Genomic DNA, 18,962 nt, shown 5'->3' with positions numbered 1-18,962 from the left:
TATTTGACTATTTTTGAAAACAGATGTCGGATTTGATCAGTTGACTATGTGTTTACACAATATATTTTATAGTCTCTCTTTTTTCTTGAAAATAGTTTTCATTCCTGTTGGAGAATTCTCCCTTTATATGATAGTCACGTTTATTTCCATTTCTCAGGCATACGCCTTTTTCGTTTTACCTTTCTCCTGGTCTTTCTCTTCATAGCGCTTCCTGTTGTCCAGGATCGTTTCAAGGTGTTGCTGTCCCCAATGCAGCAAATTATTAATCGGCGGGATCAGGCTTTTACCTAATTCTGTGAGCTCATATTCTACCCTTGGCGGGATTTCCGGAAAGAACTCCCTTGAAATCAATCCGTCAGCTTCCAGTGAACGCAGGGTAACGGTCAGCATCTTTTGAGAAATATCACCAATACTGGTTGCAATCTCGCTAAACCGCATCCGTCCTTTGTGAGAGAGCAATTCCACCACCAGGATAGACCATTTATCGCCAAATCTGTCCAGCACATGACGAATGGGACAAAAGGCGGGCTTAAATATTTCTGAACTTTTTTCACTCATAATCACCTGATTTTCAATATTGGTTACCATTTGGTAAGTTGGTCGCCGGCAGGTGCCTTCTTTGTTAGAAGTAACACACCATTTACCTTTGGCTCTCCAAAAGAGAGTGACTCTCCCTCAGGAACAAAAATAACACAAATAATCTAATAAATTGTAATCAGGATGTAGATGACCAAAGTAAGGTAGGCCACCACAAAGGATTTATATTAAAATATCTGTTGAAACACATTTTATTTAAAAAAGTATATATCTTCGGTCCCGAATTCCTGTGAACAGGCAGAACAATAAATTTCTTTTAAAAATTAAAAGCAATCTTAAAACACCAGCTAACATGAAAAAAATCTCCATCGTTGCATCAGCACTGTTATTATCTGCATCTGCATCTTTCGCACAAAACACATGGTCTGTAGACAAAGCGCACAGCAGACTGGGTTACGGCATTACTCACCTGGGTATTTCTGAAAGCGAAGGTAACTTCAAATCTTACGAAGCTAAGATCACTGCATCTAAAGCAGACTTCTCTGATGCGGTAATTGAAGTAACTGCTGATGTTAACAGCATCAACACTGACAATGAAATGCGTGACAAACACGTAAAGAGCCCTGATTTCTTCGATGCTGAGAAATTCGGTACCATTACTTTCAAGAGCACTTCTATCAAGAAAGCAAGCGGTAAGACTTTCAAAGTAACCGGCGACCTGACCCTGCACGGTGTAACCAAGCCAGTAACCCTGGACCTGACCATCAATGGTACTACTACTAACCCAATGAGCAAGAAAGAAGAAGTAGGTATCAAAGTAACTGGTACTTTCAAACGTACTGACTTCGGTATCGGTGCTTCTATGCCAACTCAGATGCTGAGCGACGAAGTGGTACTGAAAGCTAATGGCGAATTCGTAAAAGAATAGGTTTATTCTCAGAAGGATAGCGCTATTCGGATGAGAATAGGTTATTCATAACAGAGTAGGTTTATTCTCAGAAAAAAAGTGTATTCTTAAAAGAATAGGTTTAAAAAACGGCAATGAAAAGATTAATTATATTTTCAGGAACACTGCTGCTCGCGGCAGCAGTGTTTGCCTTTAATATCGTATCTCCGCTGTGGAAGATTGGAGACAAGTACAATGTATCTTTCTCTTCCAACGAAGTAGGTGGGATCTTCAAAGTATTCAAAGGCACAATCAATTTCGACGAGGCAAACCTCGCGGTTTCCAATTTTGATGTAACTGTCGATGTAGCTTCTATCCAGACGGGCAATGCATTGCAGAACAAGCATGCGAAGAGTGACGAGTGGTTTGATGCAGCCAAATATCCTGTGATTCACTATGTATCAAAGAAGATCGTGAAAGCGGGTGCTGGTTACCAGGTAACGGGTGACCTGGAGATTCACGGTGTGAAGAAGGAATTTACCATTCCTTTCAACTTCGTAAAGAAAGGCGCTGGTGCTACTTTCGCTGGTACCTTTAAGGTAAACAGAAATGATTTCCATATTGGCAAACCAGGTGGTGATGTTTCTGATGTAATTAAGGTGGAAATCGCGGTACCTGTTACGAAGTAATTTTATTAAATTGAACTTATGCTGAAGAAATTATTAATATTAGCAGTAGTTTCAGGAATCCTGGCGGCAGTTGCAAGTTTGGTGTACCAAAAGGTGTATGCTGAATCCCTGGGCGACGGGTTTAAGAATATCATTTCCCTGCAAAAGATCTTTGTAGCCTGTATAGGTGCGAACATCGTAGCGGCGATCGGGTATTTCCTGCTGAGCAAGGTGCTGAAGGGACATACAGAGGCGGTATTCAACATCCTCTTTGCCGTGATCACCATTGCCACTATTGTGTATCCAATTGGCTATAAACTGCCATTGGATGTAGAAATGCCGGAGCTGTTTCCGGGCCTGGCGATCCCGATGCACTTCTTCCCTGTATTGGGTTGGATGACATTGAAGCCTTTATTTGCTAAAAATATATAATTGGATAGAGGTTGGATCAAAAGAAAATTGAAGGTATTGAGAATTACATAAACAAAAATTCTCTCCATCAGGTATCCGGACTAAATCCCCGGAAATTTTACTTTTGATCCAACCTCTATCAATTTACACGAAGGCACTAAAACCGGTGATGGCACGGCCTACTATCAATGAGTTGATTTCTTTTGTTCCTTCATAAGAATAGATTGCTTCTGCATCTGCCACAAAGCGGGCTACGTTATATTCCAGCAGAATTCCATTTCCCCCCATTACTTCTCTTGCCCTGCTCACGATATCCCGGGTACGCAAAGAACAGAATACTTTAGCGATAGATGCATGTTCATCTTCCAGCAGACCTTCGTCCTGCAACTGGGACAACCTGTACACCATGGTTTGCATGGCCGTAAGATTCGACAGCATTTCAACAAGATGGTTCTGAATGAGCTGGAAACTGGCAATGGGTTTACCGAACTGCTTACGCTGACGGGTATAGGCAAGTGCATTTTCATAAGCGCCCCTGGCACAGCCTACGGCTAACCAGGCTACCCCGGCCCTGGTCATCTGCAGCACTTTGGCAGTATCCTTAAAGGAGTTTGCATTGGCCAGGCGATCGCTTTCGGCTACTTCACAATCTTTGAGGGTGATGATCCCATTCTGAACAATGCGGAGGGCCATTTTATCATGCATTTTTTCTACGCTGAAGCCGGGGCTTCCTTTTCTTACCAGGAATCCTTTTACCTGGTTATCATCCACATCTCTTGCCCAGATCACCAGTACGTCGGCAAAGGTGGCATTCCCGATCCATTTCTTCTGACCATTCAGCACCCACTTATCTCCTACTCTCTTTGCCGTGGTGGTGAGTCCGCCGGCGGCACCGGAGCCAACTTCGGGTTCAGTGAGTCCAAAGGCACCGATAATTTTCAGTTGCTCCATTCCCGGTAGCCATTCCTGCTTTTGTGCTTCTGAGCCGAGGGTATGAATAGCGCCCATAGCCAGGCCGTTCTGCACCCCGAAGAAGGTGGCGATAGAACAGTCGACTCTTGCCATTTCCATAGCGATGACACCTTCCATGACGAAGGAATAATCACCCCTGAAAGTACCGCCACAGATGTTGAGCTCCGCCAGTTTGGGAATAATTTCAAAGGGGAATTCGGCTTTGAACCAATATTCATTGACGATGGGCTGGATTTCAGTTTCCATGAAATGCCTGACTTTCAGCTGAAGAGCGCGTTCTTCATCGGTAAGCATGGCGGAGAGGTCATAGAAGTCCCCGTTTACGGGAGGGAGTTCCTTCTTTCGGCCACTGCCTGCGGTCAGCATTTTTGTGACACCGGCTAACTGCTGCTCATTCATTTTGCCAAGAGCGGCCATTACTTTTGGCAGGTCCACTTTTTCGGCGATATGCCCTAACTGTTCGAAATCAATGTTTTTGAGTAAGTGGAATGCCTGTCTGATAGTGGAAAGTTTTACTGCCATGGTGGGGATGTTTTTTATAAATATAAGAAAATCCTCAGCTAGCTGTGCCGGCTGAGGATAGGTCTGGCCTTGTAGTAGGACAAACTAAAAATTTACGAAGCATGCATTAAGGGTGCTGAAATGAAAAGACTTTGCTTTGCACTTAAAATACACCTACCTGCATATGAAAGAGTTAAACAACAGAAAACAGTAACCTTGCAGGCAGTTCTGCTGCCAGCCGCAGGTACCTGGTTTGTTCTTCCACCAGTTCTTCAATTTTCTTTTTTCCAAACATATTGTATGGAAATCTTAACGTGATTTTAAATTTAATAGCAGGTTCATCATTCTGTAACCTGTAACCGAAACGGATGTCTTTAATTTTTTCTTTTCCTACCACGTCAGTAAGAAATGCTACAATTTCCGCCGGATGCTCTAAAGTTGTGCTTTGTTGCATGTGTGGTTAAGTTTAGGCGCTTGTGTACGCCTTGTTCTCCAATAAATACATTTGTCTAGCTTCAAAAGGCGGGGGGATTAGGACTGGGTCTAACTGAAACAATAAATTGATTTAAACACAAAACCGGTACATTTGTGTGCAATGCACAACTACCAGGAGTAAAAGACGCGTTTTGATAAAATTTAGTATTAAACCTTATCCGGGCATTTACCTCGTCAAGTTTTAGATGAAAATATATTTATTCACTGCAATTGAACCAGCATTTAAAAAAGACTTTTATCAGCAGATCAGGTCTCAAAATATGCGAATAACCGGCATTACAGCTGCGATTGTAACCTGTACCACCCTTATAACGCATATTATTACCCTATTTTTACCCATTGCAAAATCACTTCCTTTTGGCCAATGGGCCCCTCTACTTATAATACAAAGATGCCTGATCATTAGTTCAGCAATAATTGCTATTCTTATCTACCTGATCCGTAAGAAACTGCCCTTCATACAACAAAATCGATACCACTTTCTGGTGATACTCTATTCCCTGTGTTTTATCGGGAGTTGTATGGCCCTGACTTTCCTGGCGCAGCACAATCCTAAAAACACTATGACAATGATGCTGATAGGCCTTTTGGTGGTTGCGATGGTGCAGGTATTTTCATTTTCACAGCTACTTAGCATTTGCCTGCTCACGGGTGTAACATTTTCTTTTTATCTCCACCTCTTCCAGGTGGACCCTGTACAGCTTGCAGGCAATTTAAATATTTTTTGGCTGATAATGTGTGCCTTCTTTGTGATTTCCAGGCTCTTATATTCTTATCACGCCAATTATTTCATCAAGATTAAAACGATTGAACAGAAGAATGAGGAAATAGCGGCGGCCAATAAACTGAAGACGGAGATCCTGGGCATCGTAGCGCATGACCTGCGGAGTCCTATATCAGGGATTCGTTCCGTACTGCACCTGATGCAGGAATACCCCTTTACCCCTGAACAGGAGAATAAATACCTGCAATGGATCGGCGAGGCCTGCAGTACTGCGGACCAGATCATAGAAGAATTGCTCACCGCAGCGCGGCAATCGGAAGGAGATAAACTACAAACGAATTATATATCACTGAATGACTGGCTGGTGAATGTGCGTGATAACTGGCAACAACAGGTAAAACACCAGCAGCGCTTATTGCTGGAGCTGCCCCAGGGAGAGATTAAGGCACATATTCATACTGGTAAACTGCAGCGGGTGGTGGATAATCTGCTGCACAATGCGTTGAAGTTTACGCCTGACGGAGGGGATATAACCCTTGGCATGAGGCCACACCGTGGGGGTGTGCGGATCACAGTGGCTGATACAGGGATAGGTATCCCGGAGGAAATGCTACCGAATATCTTTGACCGGTTTACTTCAGCCCGGCGGAAGGGCCTTCATCATGAACCTTCCACCGGTCTGGGACTGCATATCTGCAAGCAACTGGTACAGCAGCACGGTGGCAATATCTACGTTTCATCACAAGAGAATAAAGGTACTGTGTTCAATATTGACCTGCCTTATACGGTGTTGTAAGTTTTTTTTAAAAAAAAGGCATAGCTCTTTTTTAATGTGCGCATAAGTAACTCTCTGTTAACAGACCTGCCCTGGATACTGTACTAAGTTCATGGGTAGGATGTAGCACCATTTCCACGATCTTCCACATGAACTACCTCCAAAATGCGGGTAGCAATTGCATTTACCAATTGTGGATCTGCTGCATAGTCCGGGTTTGGTTGTAGGTCGCCGTTTACCTGCAGTAAATAATCGATGGAATGTTCGTCATCCAGCACTGCCTTGTAGTGCTCGATACCCCTTGTTTCATGAGGCTGCACAACTACGATGTAGTTGCTCCCTTTCAGGTCAAAGTCTAATGTGAAATCTTTCATATGGCATCACTTTTAAATGCAATACGCAAAATTGTCCATACAGCGTAATAGGTTGTAGATGTAGATTGTCTGCTGCTCGTTTTGCGTTTTATAAATATAACAAAATTAAGGCCACGCAGTTGCAAAAAATCTATCAACAATTAGTCTTCTTTGCCACCTTTTTCTCCTGTGAACCAGTGTTCTTTTTGTTTGAAGAGGACATTGAAGGTGGTCAATGAGCCGTATATGCGGGTTATGTATTGTTGCATGTTCACTTTGTCTTCGTCGGAGAGCTGCTTATGACTGTTGATCTGTTGTTCCAGTACGCGAAGGCGATCTCTTACCATTACGATTTTATGAAAGAAAACTTCTATGGGTAGTTCTTTTGGTTTCAGCGAAGCATCTTTTGGCTGAAGGCTGATAGTACCACCCTCCCACCTGTCGCCAAGTGGAATGATCTCATTTGGCTCACCCCAGAGACGCAGGATTTTTAATAAAGAAGTTTCGACGGCGGAGGTAGTTTCCACTTCGATACTTTGGTTTTCGATGTGGAGGATTTCGAAAAGCGGGTCGGTCTTATCTACTTCGATGACACCCTGGTCCATAAAGGTCACCACGTACTGAGCGTATTTAACACCGATGATGACTCCCGGACCGTATTTGGCGTGTTGTACCCGCGAACCTTTGCCGGCGGTTAATTCTTCCATGCTGTGATTTTTTTACAAGATATTGAAAAAGTGTCAGTTAGCCCAATTCCACCATTGCCTTGATCACGCCGGTCTTTGGATCCAGCCAGCTGTTAAACTCGGCTTTCACTTCTTCGAATTTTACCCGGTGGGTAATATAAGTCACCGGATCCACTTCCCCGCTCTTCATATTCTTTATCACATGTTCAAAATCTTCCCTTGTAGCGTTCCGGCTGCTCATCAGGGTTGCCTCTCTTTTATGGAATTCAGGATGGCTTACCATGAGCTCTCCTTTTTGTAATCCCACCAATACGTAACGGGCACCGTGTGCCATATATTGAAAACCATTGTTAATAGCTTTCTGACTTCCGGTGGCATCAATCACAACAGTAGGCATATCACCATTTGTGATTTCCTGCAATCTTGCCATTACATCTTCGGAAACAGGATTAATTGTATGAGTGACCTTTAATTTGTCTTTGCAGAATTGCAGGCGACCTTCATTGATATCCATAGCGATCACCTGGCCACCGGCAATACGGGCAAATTCCATGATACCAAGGCCAATAGGGCCTGCACCGATCACCAGTACAAATTCGCCGGGAGTCACGGCTGCACGGCGCACACCATGTGCACCGATAGCCAGGGGTTCTACCAGCGCCAATGCTTCCATGCTGATGCCTTCGCCATGAATTAAGGACGAAGAAGGTACAGACAGGTATTCAGCCATGCCACCATCGATGTGTACACCGCAAACCTGGATCCGGGTACAGCAGTTTGGCTTGCCGCTACGACAGGCGATGCAGGTACCGCAATTAAAATAAGGTATGAAAGTGACTGCCTCACCGATGCTAAAACCGGGTGCATTGTCGATCGCTACCAGTTCTCCGGCCAGCTCATGGCCAAGAATGCGGGGGTAAGCGAAATAAGGTTGTGTTCCTTCAAAAGCGTGGAGGTCTGTGCCACAGATCCCGATACGTTTGATTTTAATAATAGCATGGTTGGCGCTTAATGCCGGCATTTCCTTGTGGCCATAATCAAACTGACCAGGTGTGGTACAGGTGAGTGTTTTTATCATAATGCGTAAAATAAAAAAAATCCCGCTTTTTTACTAAGCGGGATTTTTTTTATTGCGGCCGGCAGCAAATGCCTGGGGTATTTTATCCTTCTTTAGGAATGTTTACGGTTGTGCTGTCAGTACTTTTTTTCTTTGCGTTTTTCTTTTCCTGTTTCTCCTTTTTCTCCTGCTGTTCCTGTTGTTTTTCCTTTGCTTCCTTTGCTGCTTTTTCCTTCTTTCTGAAATAGCCTCTCAACAGGAAATTATGTTTCAACGCTTCCATATTCTCACTGAATCCTTCGGAGCCTTTATGCACTGCTTTCATGGTTTTCTTTGCTTCGTTCACTGTACCTTCCAGGTCATTCGCCATACTATCGCTATACAACAACCTGCCTATACTACCCTTACCCTGGTTCACCTGCGTAGCAATGCCTGCCAGCTGACCAGTGATCACTTCAGCATTGGCAGCTACACCGGAAAGTCTGTCCAGCACCTTATCAAACTGCATTGGGTCTACTGCATTAATGGTTTCACCATCCTTCACCGGTACATTTGAATTCGTACCTGAGCTGATGGCGACCAGCTTATCGCCCATGAGTCCATCAGAACTGATACTGGCTATGGCTCCTTTCTTGATATAAGGCTGCACTTTTTTCTGTATGATCAGCGTAACCCTGGCAGTTGAATCAGAGAGGATATCAATATTGTCTACAGTACCTACATCGATTCCTACAAAGCGGATATTATTACCTACCTGTAAACCACCTACGTTTTTGAATGTACTATATAGGGTGATGGTGCTCCGGAACATATTCTTATTCCTGCCGATAAGGAAAATCCCTACCAGCAACAACAGGATGGTGACCGATGTAAATATCCCAACCTTTACTTTCTGAGATGTCTTGTCGTGCATATCTTATTATTTGAAGAAGTTATTAATGAGTTCATCCGGTGATTTTGCCAGCTCGTCATACGTACCGGTAGCTATATATTCCCCGTCATTCATCACCACTATCCTGTCGGCTGTAATCCTTGCGCAGGGCATATCGTGGGTAATGATGATGGCTGAGGTTTCGTACTTTTCCTGCAGGGTGACAATCAGTTCACTGATCTCCCTGGCGGTGATAGGATCCAGTCCGGTTGTCGGCTCATCGTAGAGCATGATTTGTGGCCGCAGAATCAGGGTCCTGGCCAGTCCTACCCTTTTACGCATACCACCTGAGAGGTCTGAAGGATACTTATCGATGGCATCTTTGAGGCCTACACTATCCAGCGCATCTTCTACCCTTTTGGTCAGCTCCTCTTTATCTTTGATCTGCAATACTCTTGTGAGCGGAAATTCCAGGTTTTCCCTTACCGTCATTGAATCGTAGAGGGCACCGCTCTGGAAGAGGAAACCGATCTTCGTTCTCAGTTCTTTTAATTCATCTTCATTCAGGGTACTGATTTCTTTTCCCAGCACCTCCAGTTTTCCCTCATCGGGTTCCAGCAGGCCGGCAATACATTGAATGGTGACTGATTTACCCTGCCCTGAACGTCCCAGTACGACAATGTTTTCGCCTTTGTGCAGTTCAAGGTTAATGTCTTTCAGCACCTGGTTTTCACCAAAAGATTTCTTCAGGTGTTCAATGCGGATCACCACACCATCTTCCGGTATTTGCTCCTTATCTGTTTCAGGCTCCTGTTCCACCTGGTTTATCTGCGCTTGTTCCATATTTAATAGTATAACAGGTTAGTAATTTGAACAGCCACTGCATCCAGCAAAATGATCCAGAGAGAAGCGGTTACTACTGCTGAATTGGCTGCCAGTCCTACGCTTTCGGTGCCCCGGGAAGCGTGGTAACCTTTGTAACATCCGACAAAGCCAATGGCGAATCCGAAGAAGAAGGTCTTCACCACAGCAGGAATCATATCACTGAATTCAAGTGCAGCGAAAGCTTTCCTGAAGAAGAGAGTGGCGCTCACATGGCCTTGTGTATTGACACCCAGCCAGCCGCCTACGAAGGCCAGGGCATCGGCCATGACTGTGAGCAAAGGCACCATGAGTGTGCAGGCCAGAATACGGGTTACAACCAGGTATTGAATGGGGTTTGCACTGGATACCTCCATGGCATCTATCTGCTCTGTCACTTTCATACTTCCCAGCTCTGCTCCTATGCTGGAAGCAATCTTACCGGTACAGATCAGGGCAATGATCATGGGCCCTATTTCACGTACTATGGAGATAGCCACCATGCCGGGTACAAAGCTTTCTGCACCAAACTGTTTCATTGTAGGCTGGGTCTGAAGGGTCAGTACAAACCCGATAATAAAACCGGAGATAGCGACCAGCGATATAGACCGGACACCTACTACATAACATTGATGGAGAAATTCATTCCATTCGAAGCCATTTCGAAAAATATTCCGGCCAAACTGGGTGGCAAAGGAGATCTGTTCTCCCACCGCGGCCATGTATCTGTTTAAGGATGAAGTAATTGCACTAGCCATAATCGTTCGCATTGGTGATCGTTATCAATCTGATGATGCTGCTACTGGAAATAGATGTAATTTCATGCCACCCTTTTTTACCTGTTTTTGATCATAAAAATGCTGGTAAATGGGTATTATTTTACACAATTGTTGTGATCTAGTGGGAAGGGGACCGCAAAGCAGGGTGATCACTTATTTTTTTTACTTTTGAACTCATCATGAGAAACAGAAAATGTCAGCTTTTCGTTTTACTGCTCCTGCTACTGGTACAGTGTACTTCTAAAAAGCATAATTACGCCGAAGAAATACCTGATCCTATGAAACAGGGCGGCTACGTGAGCAACCCGGATCACATTATTTCAGAGAGTGCCACTGCACAGCTGAATGACATGCTTGGGAAACTGGACCAGGCAGGCAAGGCGCAGATTGCGGTTGTATTGCTGAACAGTATCGGTAGCCAGGTCATTGAAGATGTATCGCACAACATCTTTAGCACCTGGAAACCCGGCAATAAGGAAACCAACAATGGTTTGGTTGTGCTGCTGGTAAAAGACCAGCACAAGATCAGGTTTGAAACGGGATATGGATTGGAAGGCGATCTGCCCGATGTAATCTGTTTCCGTATACAGCAGGCAGTGATGCTGCCTTATTTTAAGAAAGATGATTATGATGCAGGTTTATTAAAAGGTCTGGAGGCGGTAGCACAGGTATTGACCAATCCTGAAGGCACTGTAACAGTAGCGGACAACGGGGACCTGACTGTAGACACAGCTGTTGAGCCAACTCCTTTGGCAGCCGGTGATTCCACTTCAGAAGTAGCAGAAGCAGGTCAGCCATTTGTTGGGGAGGCATCGCCCTATGCAGCAGCAGATAGTGCTACAGCACCTGAGGCAGTGCCACAGTATGCCGGTGAAGCAAGCAGCATTTCACGCCCGGGCTTAGGTACCTTTATCTTCTATATATTCTATATCATTTTTAGTGCGATTACCTTTGGTGTGCTGAAAGGCAATAAACATAAAGATGACCTGTACAGGACTACCTGGCTGGCCAGATGTTTTATCTTCTTTGTACCAGCTATTATTATGCTGGCACTGAGTTTCGGGCTGAACATTCCCTATACCATCTGGACCACCATTGGACTCTGCTATGGTGCATGGCTAGTGTACCTTGCTTATAGGTATAGCCTGGTGAATGCAAGAGAAAAGAGACTGGAAGGTGCCGACAGGCATCAACGTTATGAATCCCTGAACATCGCGCATAAGAACCTGCTTTATACGGCATTTGTATTTCCGCTGCCCTTCCTCGCTTATTATCGCTGGCATGAGGCACGCATGAAAAAACTGCGTTACCAGCCTTATGACTGCGAGACCTGTTCGCAACCTATGACCCTGCTGAACAGGAATAAGAAGAAACCGTTCCTGAACAAGATCCAGGCGGCGGAAGAGAAAGTAGGATCGGTGATTTACGATGTATGGTATTGTAAAAGCTGTGATACGCACAAGGCAATCGGCTATGATAGTATCTATACCAAAGTGACCACCTGCCCGAAATGTAATAACAAAACATTCGAAGCCACACATACACAAACGGTGAAGCGGGCCACCCAACAATCACAGGGAGAAGGTATCCAGTTCTATGAGTGCAGATACTGCAATTTTGTTAAAAAAGAACCCTTTGTTATAGCAAGGTTAAGTTCTTCTTCTTCCTCCTCATCATCAGGTAGCTCCTCCTCTTCCTCATCTGGTGGAAGCTGGGGTGGTGGCTCATCTGGCGGAGGTGGTTCAACAAGCAGCTGGTAAAATGACCGGAGACTGATATTGGTCAGTGATATATATCAGGATAAATAAATACTTTTGTACTATGAATTCTGAAAAACAACTGAGGAAGGGCCCGAACTGGTGGCATCAAATCGACTTTTTAGGCATGCACTTACTGCCTTTTCTGGCATTTTTCACGCATGTAACAACCTTCGACTGGATATTATGCGCATTTTTATATGTGACAAGGATGTTTTTTGTCACTGGCGGATATCATCGTTATTTTTCTCATCGTACTTTTAAAACTTCCCGCTGGTTTCAGTTTGTGCTGGCAGGTGGTGCACAGAGTACTTTCCAGAAAGGTGTGTTATGGTGGGGTGCGAATCACAGAATTCACCACAAACACTCCGACACGCCGGATGATCCCCACTCAGCAAATGTATACGGTTTTTGGTATGCACACATGGGCTGGATCATGGGTCCTGAATATAAACCAACCCGTTTTGACCTGATCAAGGATTTCAAACAACCTGAACTTTTCTGGTTGAATAAATACCACTGGTTCCCAGGTTTAGTGCTGATGGTTGTCAGCTATTTCCTGGGTAACAAGATCAACGGTACCGGCTGGTTCGACTGGCATGCGGGTCTTTCCACACTGTGGATTGGTTTCTTCCTGAGTACCATCCTCGTATACCATGCTACCTTTACCATTAACTCCCTGATGCACAAAGTAGGCAGGCCAAGATATAAGACCGGCGATTACTCCAAGAACAGCGTAATCCTGGCGCTCCTGACACTGGGTGAAGGCTGGCATAACAATCACCACTACTACCAGAGTGCTACAAGACAAGGTTTCTATTGGTGGGAAATTGATATTACCTATTACATTATCAGGACTTTAGGCGCATTCGGCATCGTTTGGGACATCAGAGGCGTTCCGGAAAAAGTGAAGAATTCAAACTTTTTGAACGAAAACGGTAAGCAGCTGGAACCTAGTTTCCCTGCTAATAATACCGTGGAAGTAAATAAATAAGGTTATTTTATAATAGTAGCAGCTCCCGTCTTAAAAAGGCGGGAGTTTTTTTGTGCCTTGTCTGTGTTGAAATTCCCAAAAGAAAACATCTGATGTTTCATTCAAACATCCTACCTTTGTAAAACATCAGACGTTTAAATAAGATGGCAAACGCAATCAAGCTGGCAGATAAGGTCATCTACCAATTACAACAGGATATCTCGCTGGGCAAGTACAAACCAGGGGATATGATTCCACCGGAACCGGTATTGATGGAGCTTTTCCATGTAGGGCGCTCTACCGTCAGGGAGGCGATAAAAACGCTTTCCAACGCCGGCATCCTCAGGGTTCAGCAGGGAGCAGGCACCTTTGTGTGCAGCCCTGAAACCGATGAACCGCTGGACAAGCGTCTTCGCCGGGCTGCCCGCCTGGAAGTGAACCAGGTAAGGTCGCTCCTGGAGATAGAAATTGCCCGGCTGGCTACCCGCTTCAGGGATGAGCAGGACCTGGAATACATTTCGGCAGCCCTGGCAGACAGGTGGCAGGCTATTCAGTCGGAAGACTATGAAGCTGCTGCTGATGCCGATATCCGCTTTCACAAGTCGATCGCACAGGCATCGCATAACAGTGTGCTGGCAGACCTGTATCAAACCTTCACCTCCGTCATCCGCGAATCTTTTTCCCAGCGGGAGAAACCGCATGTACAGCAGTTTCAGCAGACACACCAGCTGCATGCCGGTTTACTGACTGCCATCCAAAACCAGGATGCTGCCGCGGCTACCAATTTAGTCACACAAATCCTGGAAACCAACTTCTAAACTTATTGTCATGTCAATACTATTATTCTCATTAATCCTGCTTGCCGGCGCTTTTATGGCTGGTTTGCTGGGTTCCCTTACGGGTCTTGGAGGAGGCGTGGTTCTCATTCCACTACTGACACTTGTATTTCATGTAGACATCCGCTATGCCGTAGGTGCTTCGCTGGTCGCTTCTATTGCTAACTCCTCAGGGGCTGCGGCAGCCTATATCAAGGAGGGTATTACCAATGTACGTATTGGAATGTTCCTGGAAATTGCCACTACTACAGGGGCCATCATCGGGGCTTTGCTGGCGATCTATACACCGACATCCCTGGTTGCCATCCTTTTCGGGGTGGTGCTGTTATTCAGTGCAGCGATGACGATCCGGAAGAAAAATGAGCACGGCGACAATACCAGCAACAGCAAACTGGCCCGCATTCTAAAGCTGAATAACTCCTACCCTGTCAACGGTGAAATGGTGCCTTACAAGGTACGTGGTGTAGGCGGCGGTTATGCTCTCATGACCCTTGCAGGAATTGTATCCGGCTTACTGGGTATTGGTTCCGGCGCACTCAAGGTCCTGGCCATGGACAATGTGATGCGTATACCATTCAAAGTGTCTACGACTACGAGCAATTTTATGATCGGAGTTACAGCAGCAGCGAGTGCAGTAGTGTATTTGCAGAGAGGGTATATAGATCCGGGCATTGCCATGCCGGTAGTACTGGGGGTATTGGCAGGTGCCTTTGGTGGTTCGAAGCTGCTGATGAAAATGGACGTGAAGAAACTGAGACTGCTCTTTAGTGTGGTGATCAGTGCACTGGCCATACAGATGATTTATAATGGTTTAACAGGTAAATTGTAAGCAGGATGAAACAGTTATTTTCAAAAGAATTCTGGCAGGAAAGAGATGTGGAGATGTTTATCGGGCAACAATTGCGCTGGGGTGTGATCACTGCGAGTGTGATTGCGTTTGTAGGTGGAATTATCTACTTAGCGAATTATGGTGGTGGTACACCGGAGTATCATGTATTCAACGGCGCGCCTGAATATGTAAGACATTTACCGGGTATTTTTCATGGTGTAGCGCAGCTGGATGGTAGGGCGATTATACAGTTGGGTGTAGTGGTATTACTGGCTACGCCGATCACACGTATCGCATTTTCAGTAGTGGCATTTGCAATGGAAAAAGATAAGCTGTATGTGGTGATTACATTGTTGGTATTGAGTATTATTATCTTTAGCATATTCAGCGGACTGGGAGGTTGATCCTCCCAGTCCTGCCGGCTATTTTAGCTATTTCTTTCGTGGTGCAGCAGCATGTTCATGGCATGACTGAATGAGCCGGCCCGCACAATTTCTCCTGCATTGATAAAGAAGATCTCATCTGCATTTTCAATAGTATTCAATCTATGTGCGATGATGACCCGTGTAGTATGAGAGGGTAATTTTTGTAAGATCTCTTCTAAGAGTTGTTCTGTTACGGTATCGATATTGGCCGTTGCTTCGTCCAATACTAATAATTCAGGTTCTCTCAGCACGGCCCTCATAAAGGCGATGAGCTGTTTCTGACCCAGGCTCAGGCTATCTCCGCTACTCAGCACCGGTGTTTCCAGCCCGCCATCAAAACGGGTGAGTAAGGTATCCAATCCGGTTGTACGGATCACTTCCAGCAATTGTTCAACGGTATAGTGCTGGTACTTCTTATTGCCATAGATGATATTCTCATAGATGTTGCCCGTAAATAAAAACGGCTCCTGCAGGATGAATCCTATTTTCTGAGTACGTTCCTCATCCGTAAAGCTGCGGATATCCCTGCCATCCAGTAATACTTCGCCTCCTGTAGGATCAAACAATCTGGCGATCAGGGATGCAGTCGTGGTTTTGCCGCCACCGGTAGGTCCTACCAATGCATAGGTCTTTCCTTTTTCCAGTTCGAAACTGATATGGTGCAGGATGTCTTTACCATCGGGATAATGGAAGTTCACATCTTTGAACACAAGTAATGGTGCTTTGGTTGTTTGATTTGCAGCAGGTATTACATGCAGGTCTGACTCCATGTTCAGGATGTGTGAGATCCTGTCCCAGCCTGCCATTGCCACCTGGAAGTTGGTATACAGGATGGCGAACTGGCGCATAGGGTTATAGAAATAAGTACAGTAAGATAAGTAACTAATGAGCAGACCTATGGTAAACTCATGTTGTGAGATGAGGTAAATACCATATGCTAAAACAGCCAGTTGAGCGAGGTTCGCACAAAGGCTGAATAAAGGCATAAAGAAGTTATTTACCAGGCCTGCTGTCACAGCGGTTTTATACTGCTCTTTATTAGCGATATCGAAGCGCTTGCGAAAATAATCCCTACGGTTAAATGCGATGATCACTTTGAAATTGTTCAGGCTCTCCTGGATCTCGGCACTCATACCGCCAGTGCTCTTCATGTTTTCCGCGTTCTTTTTCTTCACGATCGGGCCTGTGATCCGGGTAATGATCAGCAACAATAAGGCGGGTGCTATAGCAGCAATACCCAGGGTGAAATGGATGCTGAGCAGGAAGACAGCTGCACCGATCATAGAGGCAAAACCACTGATGAACTGAACGAGTGATTGAGCAAAGAACTGGTTTAGTTTGTCCGTATCATTATTGATCCGTGAAATGAGATCACCGGCTTTGTTCTGGTTGAAAAAAGCGATGGGTAATTTCTGTAAGCGGCTGAACACATCATTGCGCAGACGGTACAGGATATTTTGTCCTACGGTTCCCATCAGGCTGGTCTGGAAGTAGCTGGCAGTGAGGGAAATGAGGAATATACCGAAGAGGATGCCTGAAAACAGCAGGACACCGTTATAGTCTTTGTGTGTGACGTATACATCGATCGTATGCCCTATCAGGATAGGGATAGACAGGTTCATGGAAGTACTGATCAGGATGGCGAAGAGTGCTCCGAACAGTGTATTCCGGTCTGGCCGCAGATAAGGTAAAAAGTTCCTGAGGGCTTTACCGGTTTTCGTTTCCTGGCCGGCAGCCAGTTTATTCAGGTTGTAGCTCATAGTTGCTGGTGCTGCGTTGAGAGTTATAGATCTGCACATATTCAGGACAGGATTGCATCAGTTCATCGTGTGTACCGATCGCAATCACCTCTCCTTCCATCAGCAGGATGATCTGATCAAAGTGCACAGCGGAGGCAATCTTTTGTGTCACGGAGATCAGGGTCAGGTCAGGATAATTTTGTTGCACATTTTGCAGGATGCGCTGTTCCGTATTGGGGTCTACCCTCGCGGTAAAGTCATCCAGCAATAGGATGGTTGGATTGATGGCGAGGGCTCTTGCCAGCATCAGTCGTTGTTTCTGACCACCTGAAAGGCTGGTACCACGTTCGGATACGATGGTTTCCATGCCTTCGGGCAGGGTCGTGATGAAGTCTTTGAGTTCTGCGGTGGCAATGGCTTTATTCATCAGGGCATCGCTCACGGTTTCATTGAAAGCGATGTTTTCTTTTAAACTCATATTGAATAGGATGCTATCCTGGAATACGAGTCCTATTTGTTGTAACAGGTGCTCCTTATCGTAATCTTTCAGGTCGGTGCCATCGTAGCTCACCTTTCCTTTATCGGGGTTGAGGAGGCCAATGAGCACGTTGAGTAACTGGGTTTTGCCCGCAGCGGTAGGGCCAATGATGGCAGTGCGGGTACCTGCTTTGACCCTGAAGGAGATGTCTTTTAAAACAGGTTTGCCGGCGAGGGTCAGGTGGATGTTTTCCATCGCAACATCGCCATCAATAGTACGCTGTATGGTACCGGTATCAACAGCATCCGGGGCGTAAAGCACTTCGGCAATACGGGAATAGGAAGCGGCAGATTGGGCAATGAGGCCGCTCATAAAGCCGATTACAACGATTGGGAAGATGAGGATGGCAACATAGCTGTTGTACGCCGCTAATTCACCCAGTGACATGCTGCCGGTGATCACGTAATGGCCACCGAGGAGCAGGATTGCCAGCAGGGACATATTTGCCATGAAGGAGATGACTGGCACCAGGCCCGCAAAGAGGCGTACGACGGACATGCCCAGAGTCCTGGATTCGCCGTTGGGGGCGATGAAGCGGTCGTATTCATATTGCTGTGCGTTGAGCACGCGGATGAGGGCAGCGCCCATGACGCTTTCGTTGATGATTTTATTGAGACGGTCAATGACCTCACGACTTTGTTTGAAGATGCTGCGCACCTTGTTCAATACCATGTAAAAGGCGAGGCCGATGACGGGGATGATGGTGATGACGCAGAGGCCGAGTTTCCAGTTCATAACGAGCAGCAGGGTGCTGGCTCCGATGATGATAAAAAGGGAGGAAGCCACGGACACGATTCCTTGTGATACGAACAGTTTTACTGTGTCAATATCGGTGGTCAGGTTGGTCAATAGTTTGGATGGGTTGGCAGCCTGGATGGCGGCGTATTGCTGGCGGGATATTTTGTCGGCCAGTTTGGTGCGCTGTTCGCGGGCCACTTTCTCAGAGGTATAGGTTTGTATAACGCTCTGGAGGTAGGTGAAGATGAAGATGCATGCGGCAGCGAGCACAAATTCGGTGACTAGTCCCGACATGTCGAGGTGACCGTTTGTGTAGGCATCGATACCTCTGGAGATGAGCCAGGGCAATACCAGGTTCAGGCCATTGCTGAGCAGGGCCAGGAAGATCAGCAGGGTGACCATTCCTTTATAGGGCTTCAGGATGGAGGTGATACCAGGAAGGGCCGGTGCTTTATCAGCAGGGGGGCTTGTTTTTTTCCTCATAGATGTTTGTAATAGTTGATATGCCGATGTGCTGGTGGCAGCGGCTAATTTACGCCAATTTGAAAGAC

Annotated in this window: 20 protein-coding genes; 9 read left to right on the top strand and 11 right to left on the bottom strand. The window is 45.7% G+C overall.

The genetic code is table 11. The annotated features are described in order from the left end of the window. Window positions 1-153: 153 nt before the first annotated feature. Window positions 154-558: a winged helix-turn-helix transcriptional regulator gene (locus DXN04_RS27510; protein WP_116856636.1), complete on the bottom strand. Its 405-nt coding sequence runs from the start codon at window positions 556-558 to the stop codon at window positions 154-156. A 331-nt stretch (window positions 559-889) separates the two neighbouring features. On the opposite strand from DXN04_RS27510, the gene DXN04_RS27505 reads away from it, so the two are divergent. The 3 genes from DXN04_RS27505 to DXN04_RS27495 all read left to right on the top strand — a co-directional run bounded on the left by DXN04_RS27505 (window position 890) and on the right by DXN04_RS27495 (window position 2,523). Next, window positions 890-1,465 (top strand): YceI family protein, encoded by a 576-nt coding sequence (locus tag DXN04_RS27505; protein WP_116856617.1) that lies wholly within the window; start codon window positions 890-892, stop codon window positions 1,463-1,465. Window positions 1,466-1,578: 113 nt separating this feature from the next. Beyond that, window positions 1,579-2,112: a YceI family protein gene (locus DXN04_RS27500; RefSeq protein ID WP_116856616.1), complete on the top strand. Its 534-nt coding sequence runs from the start codon at window positions 1,579-1,581 to the stop codon at window positions 2,110-2,112. 18 nt (window positions 2,113-2,130) lie between these two features. After that, window positions 2,131-2,523 carry a hypothetical protein gene (locus tag DXN04_RS27495; protein ID WP_116856615.1) on the top strand — a complete coding sequence of 131 codons (393 nt, stop codon included), beginning with the start codon at window positions 2,131-2,133 and terminating at the stop codon, window positions 2,521-2,523. Window positions 2,524-2,646: 123 nt separating this feature from the next. Here the strand turns inward: DXN04_RS27495 and DXN04_RS27490 are convergent, their stop codons facing one another. Continuing rightward, the gene (locus DXN04_RS27490; RefSeq protein WP_116856614.1) at window positions 2,647-3,996 is read right to left on the bottom strand and encodes an acyl-CoA dehydrogenase family protein; all 1,350 of its coding nucleotides are present in this window, start codon (window positions 3,994-3,996) and stop codon (window positions 2,647-2,649) included. A gap of 172 nt (window positions 3,997-4,168) precedes the next feature. Further along, window positions 4,169-4,429: a hypothetical protein gene (locus tag DXN04_RS27485; protein ID WP_116856613.1), complete on the bottom strand. Its 261-nt coding sequence runs from the start codon at window positions 4,427-4,429 to the stop codon at window positions 4,169-4,171. A gap of 562 nt (window positions 4,430-4,991) precedes the next feature. On the opposite strand from DXN04_RS27485, the gene DXN04_RS27480 reads away from it, so the two are divergent. Next, window positions 4,992-5,990 carry a sensor histidine kinase gene (locus tag DXN04_RS27480; RefSeq protein WP_158569174.1) on the top strand — a complete coding sequence of 333 codons (999 nt, stop codon included), beginning with the start codon at window positions 4,992-4,994 and terminating at the stop codon, window positions 5,988-5,990. 89 nt (window positions 5,991-6,079) lie between these two features. Here DXN04_RS27480 and DXN04_RS27475 read toward each other — a convergent pair whose 3' ends face one another. The 6 genes from DXN04_RS27475 to DXN04_RS27450 all read right to left on the bottom strand — a co-directional run bounded on the left by DXN04_RS27475 (window position 6,080) and on the right by DXN04_RS27450 (window position 10,567). Then, on the bottom strand, window positions 6,080-6,343 hold the full coding sequence (locus tag DXN04_RS27475; protein ID WP_116856611.1) for a hypothetical protein: 264 nt from the start codon (window positions 6,341-6,343) through the stop codon (window positions 6,080-6,082). A 140-nt stretch (window positions 6,344-6,483) separates the two neighbouring features. Next, window positions 6,484-7,029 (bottom strand): hypothetical protein, encoded by a 546-nt coding sequence (locus DXN04_RS27470; RefSeq protein WP_116856610.1) that lies wholly within the window; start codon window positions 7,027-7,029, stop codon window positions 6,484-6,486. Between the two features lie 37 nt (window positions 7,030-7,066). Then, on the bottom strand, window positions 7,067-8,086 hold the full coding sequence (locus DXN04_RS27465) for a zinc-binding alcohol dehydrogenase family protein (protein ID WP_233525701.1): 1,020 nt from the start codon (window positions 8,084-8,086) through the stop codon (window positions 7,067-7,069). An 82-nt stretch (window positions 8,087-8,168) separates the two neighbouring features. After that, window positions 8,169-8,978 (bottom strand): MlaD family protein, encoded by an 810-nt coding sequence (locus DXN04_RS27460; RefSeq protein WP_116856609.1) that lies wholly within the window; start codon window positions 8,976-8,978, stop codon window positions 8,169-8,171. Between the two features lie 6 nt (window positions 8,979-8,984). Continuing rightward, entirely contained in the window at window positions 8,985-9,779 is a 795-nt protein-coding gene (locus DXN04_RS27455) for an ABC transporter ATP-binding protein (protein ID WP_116856608.1), read from the bottom strand. Between the two features lie 2 nt (window positions 9,780-9,781). Further along, window positions 9,782-10,567, bottom strand: a complete 786-nt coding sequence (locus DXN04_RS27450; protein WP_233525700.1) for an MlaE family ABC transporter permease — start codon at window positions 10,565-10,567, stop codon at window positions 9,782-9,784. Window positions 10,568-10,755: 188 nt separating this feature from the next. On the opposite strand from DXN04_RS27450, the gene DXN04_RS27445 reads away from it, so the two are divergent. The 5 genes from DXN04_RS27445 (at window position 10,756) to DXN04_RS27425 (ending at window position 15,375) form a co-directional block, all read left to right on the top strand. Next, window positions 10,756-12,336 carry a TPM domain-containing protein gene (locus DXN04_RS27445; protein ID WP_116856606.1) on the top strand — a complete coding sequence of 527 codons (1,581 nt, stop codon included), beginning with the start codon at window positions 10,756-10,758 and terminating at the stop codon, window positions 12,334-12,336. Between the two features lie 61 nt (window positions 12,337-12,397). After that, window positions 12,398-13,327 (top strand): acyl-CoA desaturase, encoded by a 930-nt coding sequence (locus DXN04_RS27440; protein WP_116856605.1) that lies wholly within the window; start codon window positions 12,398-12,400, stop codon window positions 13,325-13,327. 143 nt (window positions 13,328-13,470) lie between these two features. Next, window positions 13,471-14,124, top strand: coding sequence for a FadR/GntR family transcriptional regulator (locus DXN04_RS27435; RefSeq protein WP_116856604.1), 654 nt, complete (start codon window positions 13,471-13,473; stop codon window positions 14,122-14,124). 10 nt (window positions 14,125-14,134) lie between these two features. Then, complete coding sequence (locus DXN04_RS27430; RefSeq protein ID WP_116856603.1) at window positions 14,135-14,971, top strand: sulfite exporter TauE/SafE family protein; 837 nt, start codon at window positions 14,135-14,137, stop codon at window positions 14,969-14,971. 5 nt (window positions 14,972-14,976) lie between these two features. Further along, window positions 14,977-15,375 carry a DUF1634 domain-containing protein gene (locus DXN04_RS27425; protein WP_116856602.1) on the top strand — a complete coding sequence of 133 codons (399 nt, stop codon included), beginning with the start codon at window positions 14,977-14,979 and terminating at the stop codon, window positions 15,373-15,375. A 23-nt stretch (window positions 15,376-15,398) separates the two neighbouring features. Here the strand turns inward: DXN04_RS27425 and DXN04_RS27420 are convergent, their stop codons facing one another. Both DXN04_RS27420 and DXN04_RS27415 read right to left on the bottom strand, forming a co-directional pair. Continuing rightward, window positions 15,399-17,195, bottom strand: a complete 1,797-nt coding sequence (locus DXN04_RS27420) for an ABC transporter ATP-binding protein (RefSeq protein WP_233525699.1) — start codon at window positions 17,193-17,195, stop codon at window positions 15,399-15,401. Further along, window positions 17,137-18,894: an ABC transporter ATP-binding protein gene (locus tag DXN04_RS27415; protein WP_116856600.1), complete on the bottom strand. Its 1,758-nt coding sequence runs from the start codon at window positions 18,892-18,894 to the stop codon at window positions 17,137-17,139. Before DXN04_RS27415 ends, DXN04_RS27420 begins: the two co-directional genes overlap by 59 nt. Window positions 18,895-18,962 lie beyond the last annotated feature (68 nt).

The sequence above is a fragment of the Chitinophaga silvisoli genome, assembly GCF_003412465.1.
In the GTDB taxonomy this organism is placed as follows: Bacteria; Bacteroidota; Bacteroidia; order Chitinophagales; family Chitinophagaceae; genus Chitinophaga; species Chitinophaga silvisoli.
This window is presented reverse-complemented; position numbering and strand designations above follow the sequence as displayed.

Bases quoted from the DNA above. Each gene is read 5' to 3' on its own strand.
- DXN04_RS27510 (WP_116856636.1), bottom strand. From the start codon at position 558: ATGAGTGAAAAAAGTTCAGAAATATTTAAGCCCGCCTTTTGTCCCATT.
- DXN04_RS27505 (WP_116856617.1), top strand. From the start codon at position 890: ATGAAAAAAATCTCCATCGTTGCATCAGCACTGTTATTATCTGCATCT.
- DXN04_RS27500 (WP_116856616.1), top strand. From the start codon at position 1,579: ATGAAAAGATTAATTATATTTTCAGGAACACTGCTGCTCGCGGCAGCA.
- DXN04_RS27495 (WP_116856615.1), top strand. From the start codon at position 2,131: ATGCTGAAGAAATTATTAATATTAGCAGTAGTTTCAGGAATCCTGGCG.
- DXN04_RS27490 (WP_116856614.1), bottom strand. From the start codon at position 3,996: ATGGCAGTAAAACTTTCCACTATCAGACAGGCATTCCACTTACTCAAA.
- DXN04_RS27485 (WP_116856613.1), bottom strand. From the start codon at position 4,429: ATGCAACAAAGCACAACTTTAGAGCATCCGGCGGAAATTGTAGCATTT.
- DXN04_RS27480 (WP_158569174.1), top strand. From the start codon at position 4,992: ATGGCCCTGACTTTCCTGGCGCAGCACAATCCTAAAAACACTATGACA.
- DXN04_RS27475 (WP_116856611.1), bottom strand. From the start codon at position 6,343: ATGAAAGATTTCACATTAGACTTTGACCTGAAAGGGAGCAACTACATC.
- DXN04_RS27470 (WP_116856610.1), bottom strand. From the start codon at position 7,029: ATGGAAGAATTAACCGCCGGCAAAGGTTCGCGGGTACAACACGCCAAA.
- DXN04_RS27465 (WP_233525701.1), bottom strand. From the start codon at position 8,086: ATGATAAAAACACTCACCTGTACCACACCTGGTCAGTTTGATTATGGC.
- DXN04_RS27460 (WP_116856609.1), bottom strand. From the start codon at position 8,978: ATGCACGACAAGACATCTCAGAAAGTAAAGGTTGGGATATTTACATCG.
- DXN04_RS27455 (WP_116856608.1), bottom strand. From the start codon at position 9,779: ATGGAACAAGCGCAGATAAACCAGGTGGAACAGGAGCCTGAAACAGAT.
- DXN04_RS27450 (WP_233525700.1), bottom strand. From the start codon at position 10,567: ATGCGAACGATTATGGCTAGTGCAATTACTTCATCCTTAAACAGATAC.
- DXN04_RS27445 (WP_116856606.1), top strand. From the start codon at position 10,756: ATGAGAAACAGAAAATGTCAGCTTTTCGTTTTACTGCTCCTGCTACTG.
- DXN04_RS27440 (WP_116856605.1), top strand. From the start codon at position 12,398: ATGAATTCTGAAAAACAACTGAGGAAGGGCCCGAACTGGTGGCATCAA.
- DXN04_RS27435 (WP_116856604.1), top strand. From the start codon at position 13,471: ATGGCAAACGCAATCAAGCTGGCAGATAAGGTCATCTACCAATTACAA.
- DXN04_RS27430 (WP_116856603.1), top strand. From the start codon at position 14,135: ATGTCAATACTATTATTCTCATTAATCCTGCTTGCCGGCGCTTTTATG.
- DXN04_RS27425 (WP_116856602.1), top strand. From the start codon at position 14,977: ATGAAACAGTTATTTTCAAAAGAATTCTGGCAGGAAAGAGATGTGGAG.
- DXN04_RS27420 (WP_233525699.1), bottom strand. From the start codon at position 17,195: ATGTGCAGATCTATAACTCTCAACGCAGCACCAGCAACTATGAGCTAC.
- DXN04_RS27415 (WP_116856600.1), bottom strand. From the start codon at position 18,894: ATGAGGAAAAAAACAAGCCCCCCTGCTGATAAAGCACCGGCCCTTCCT.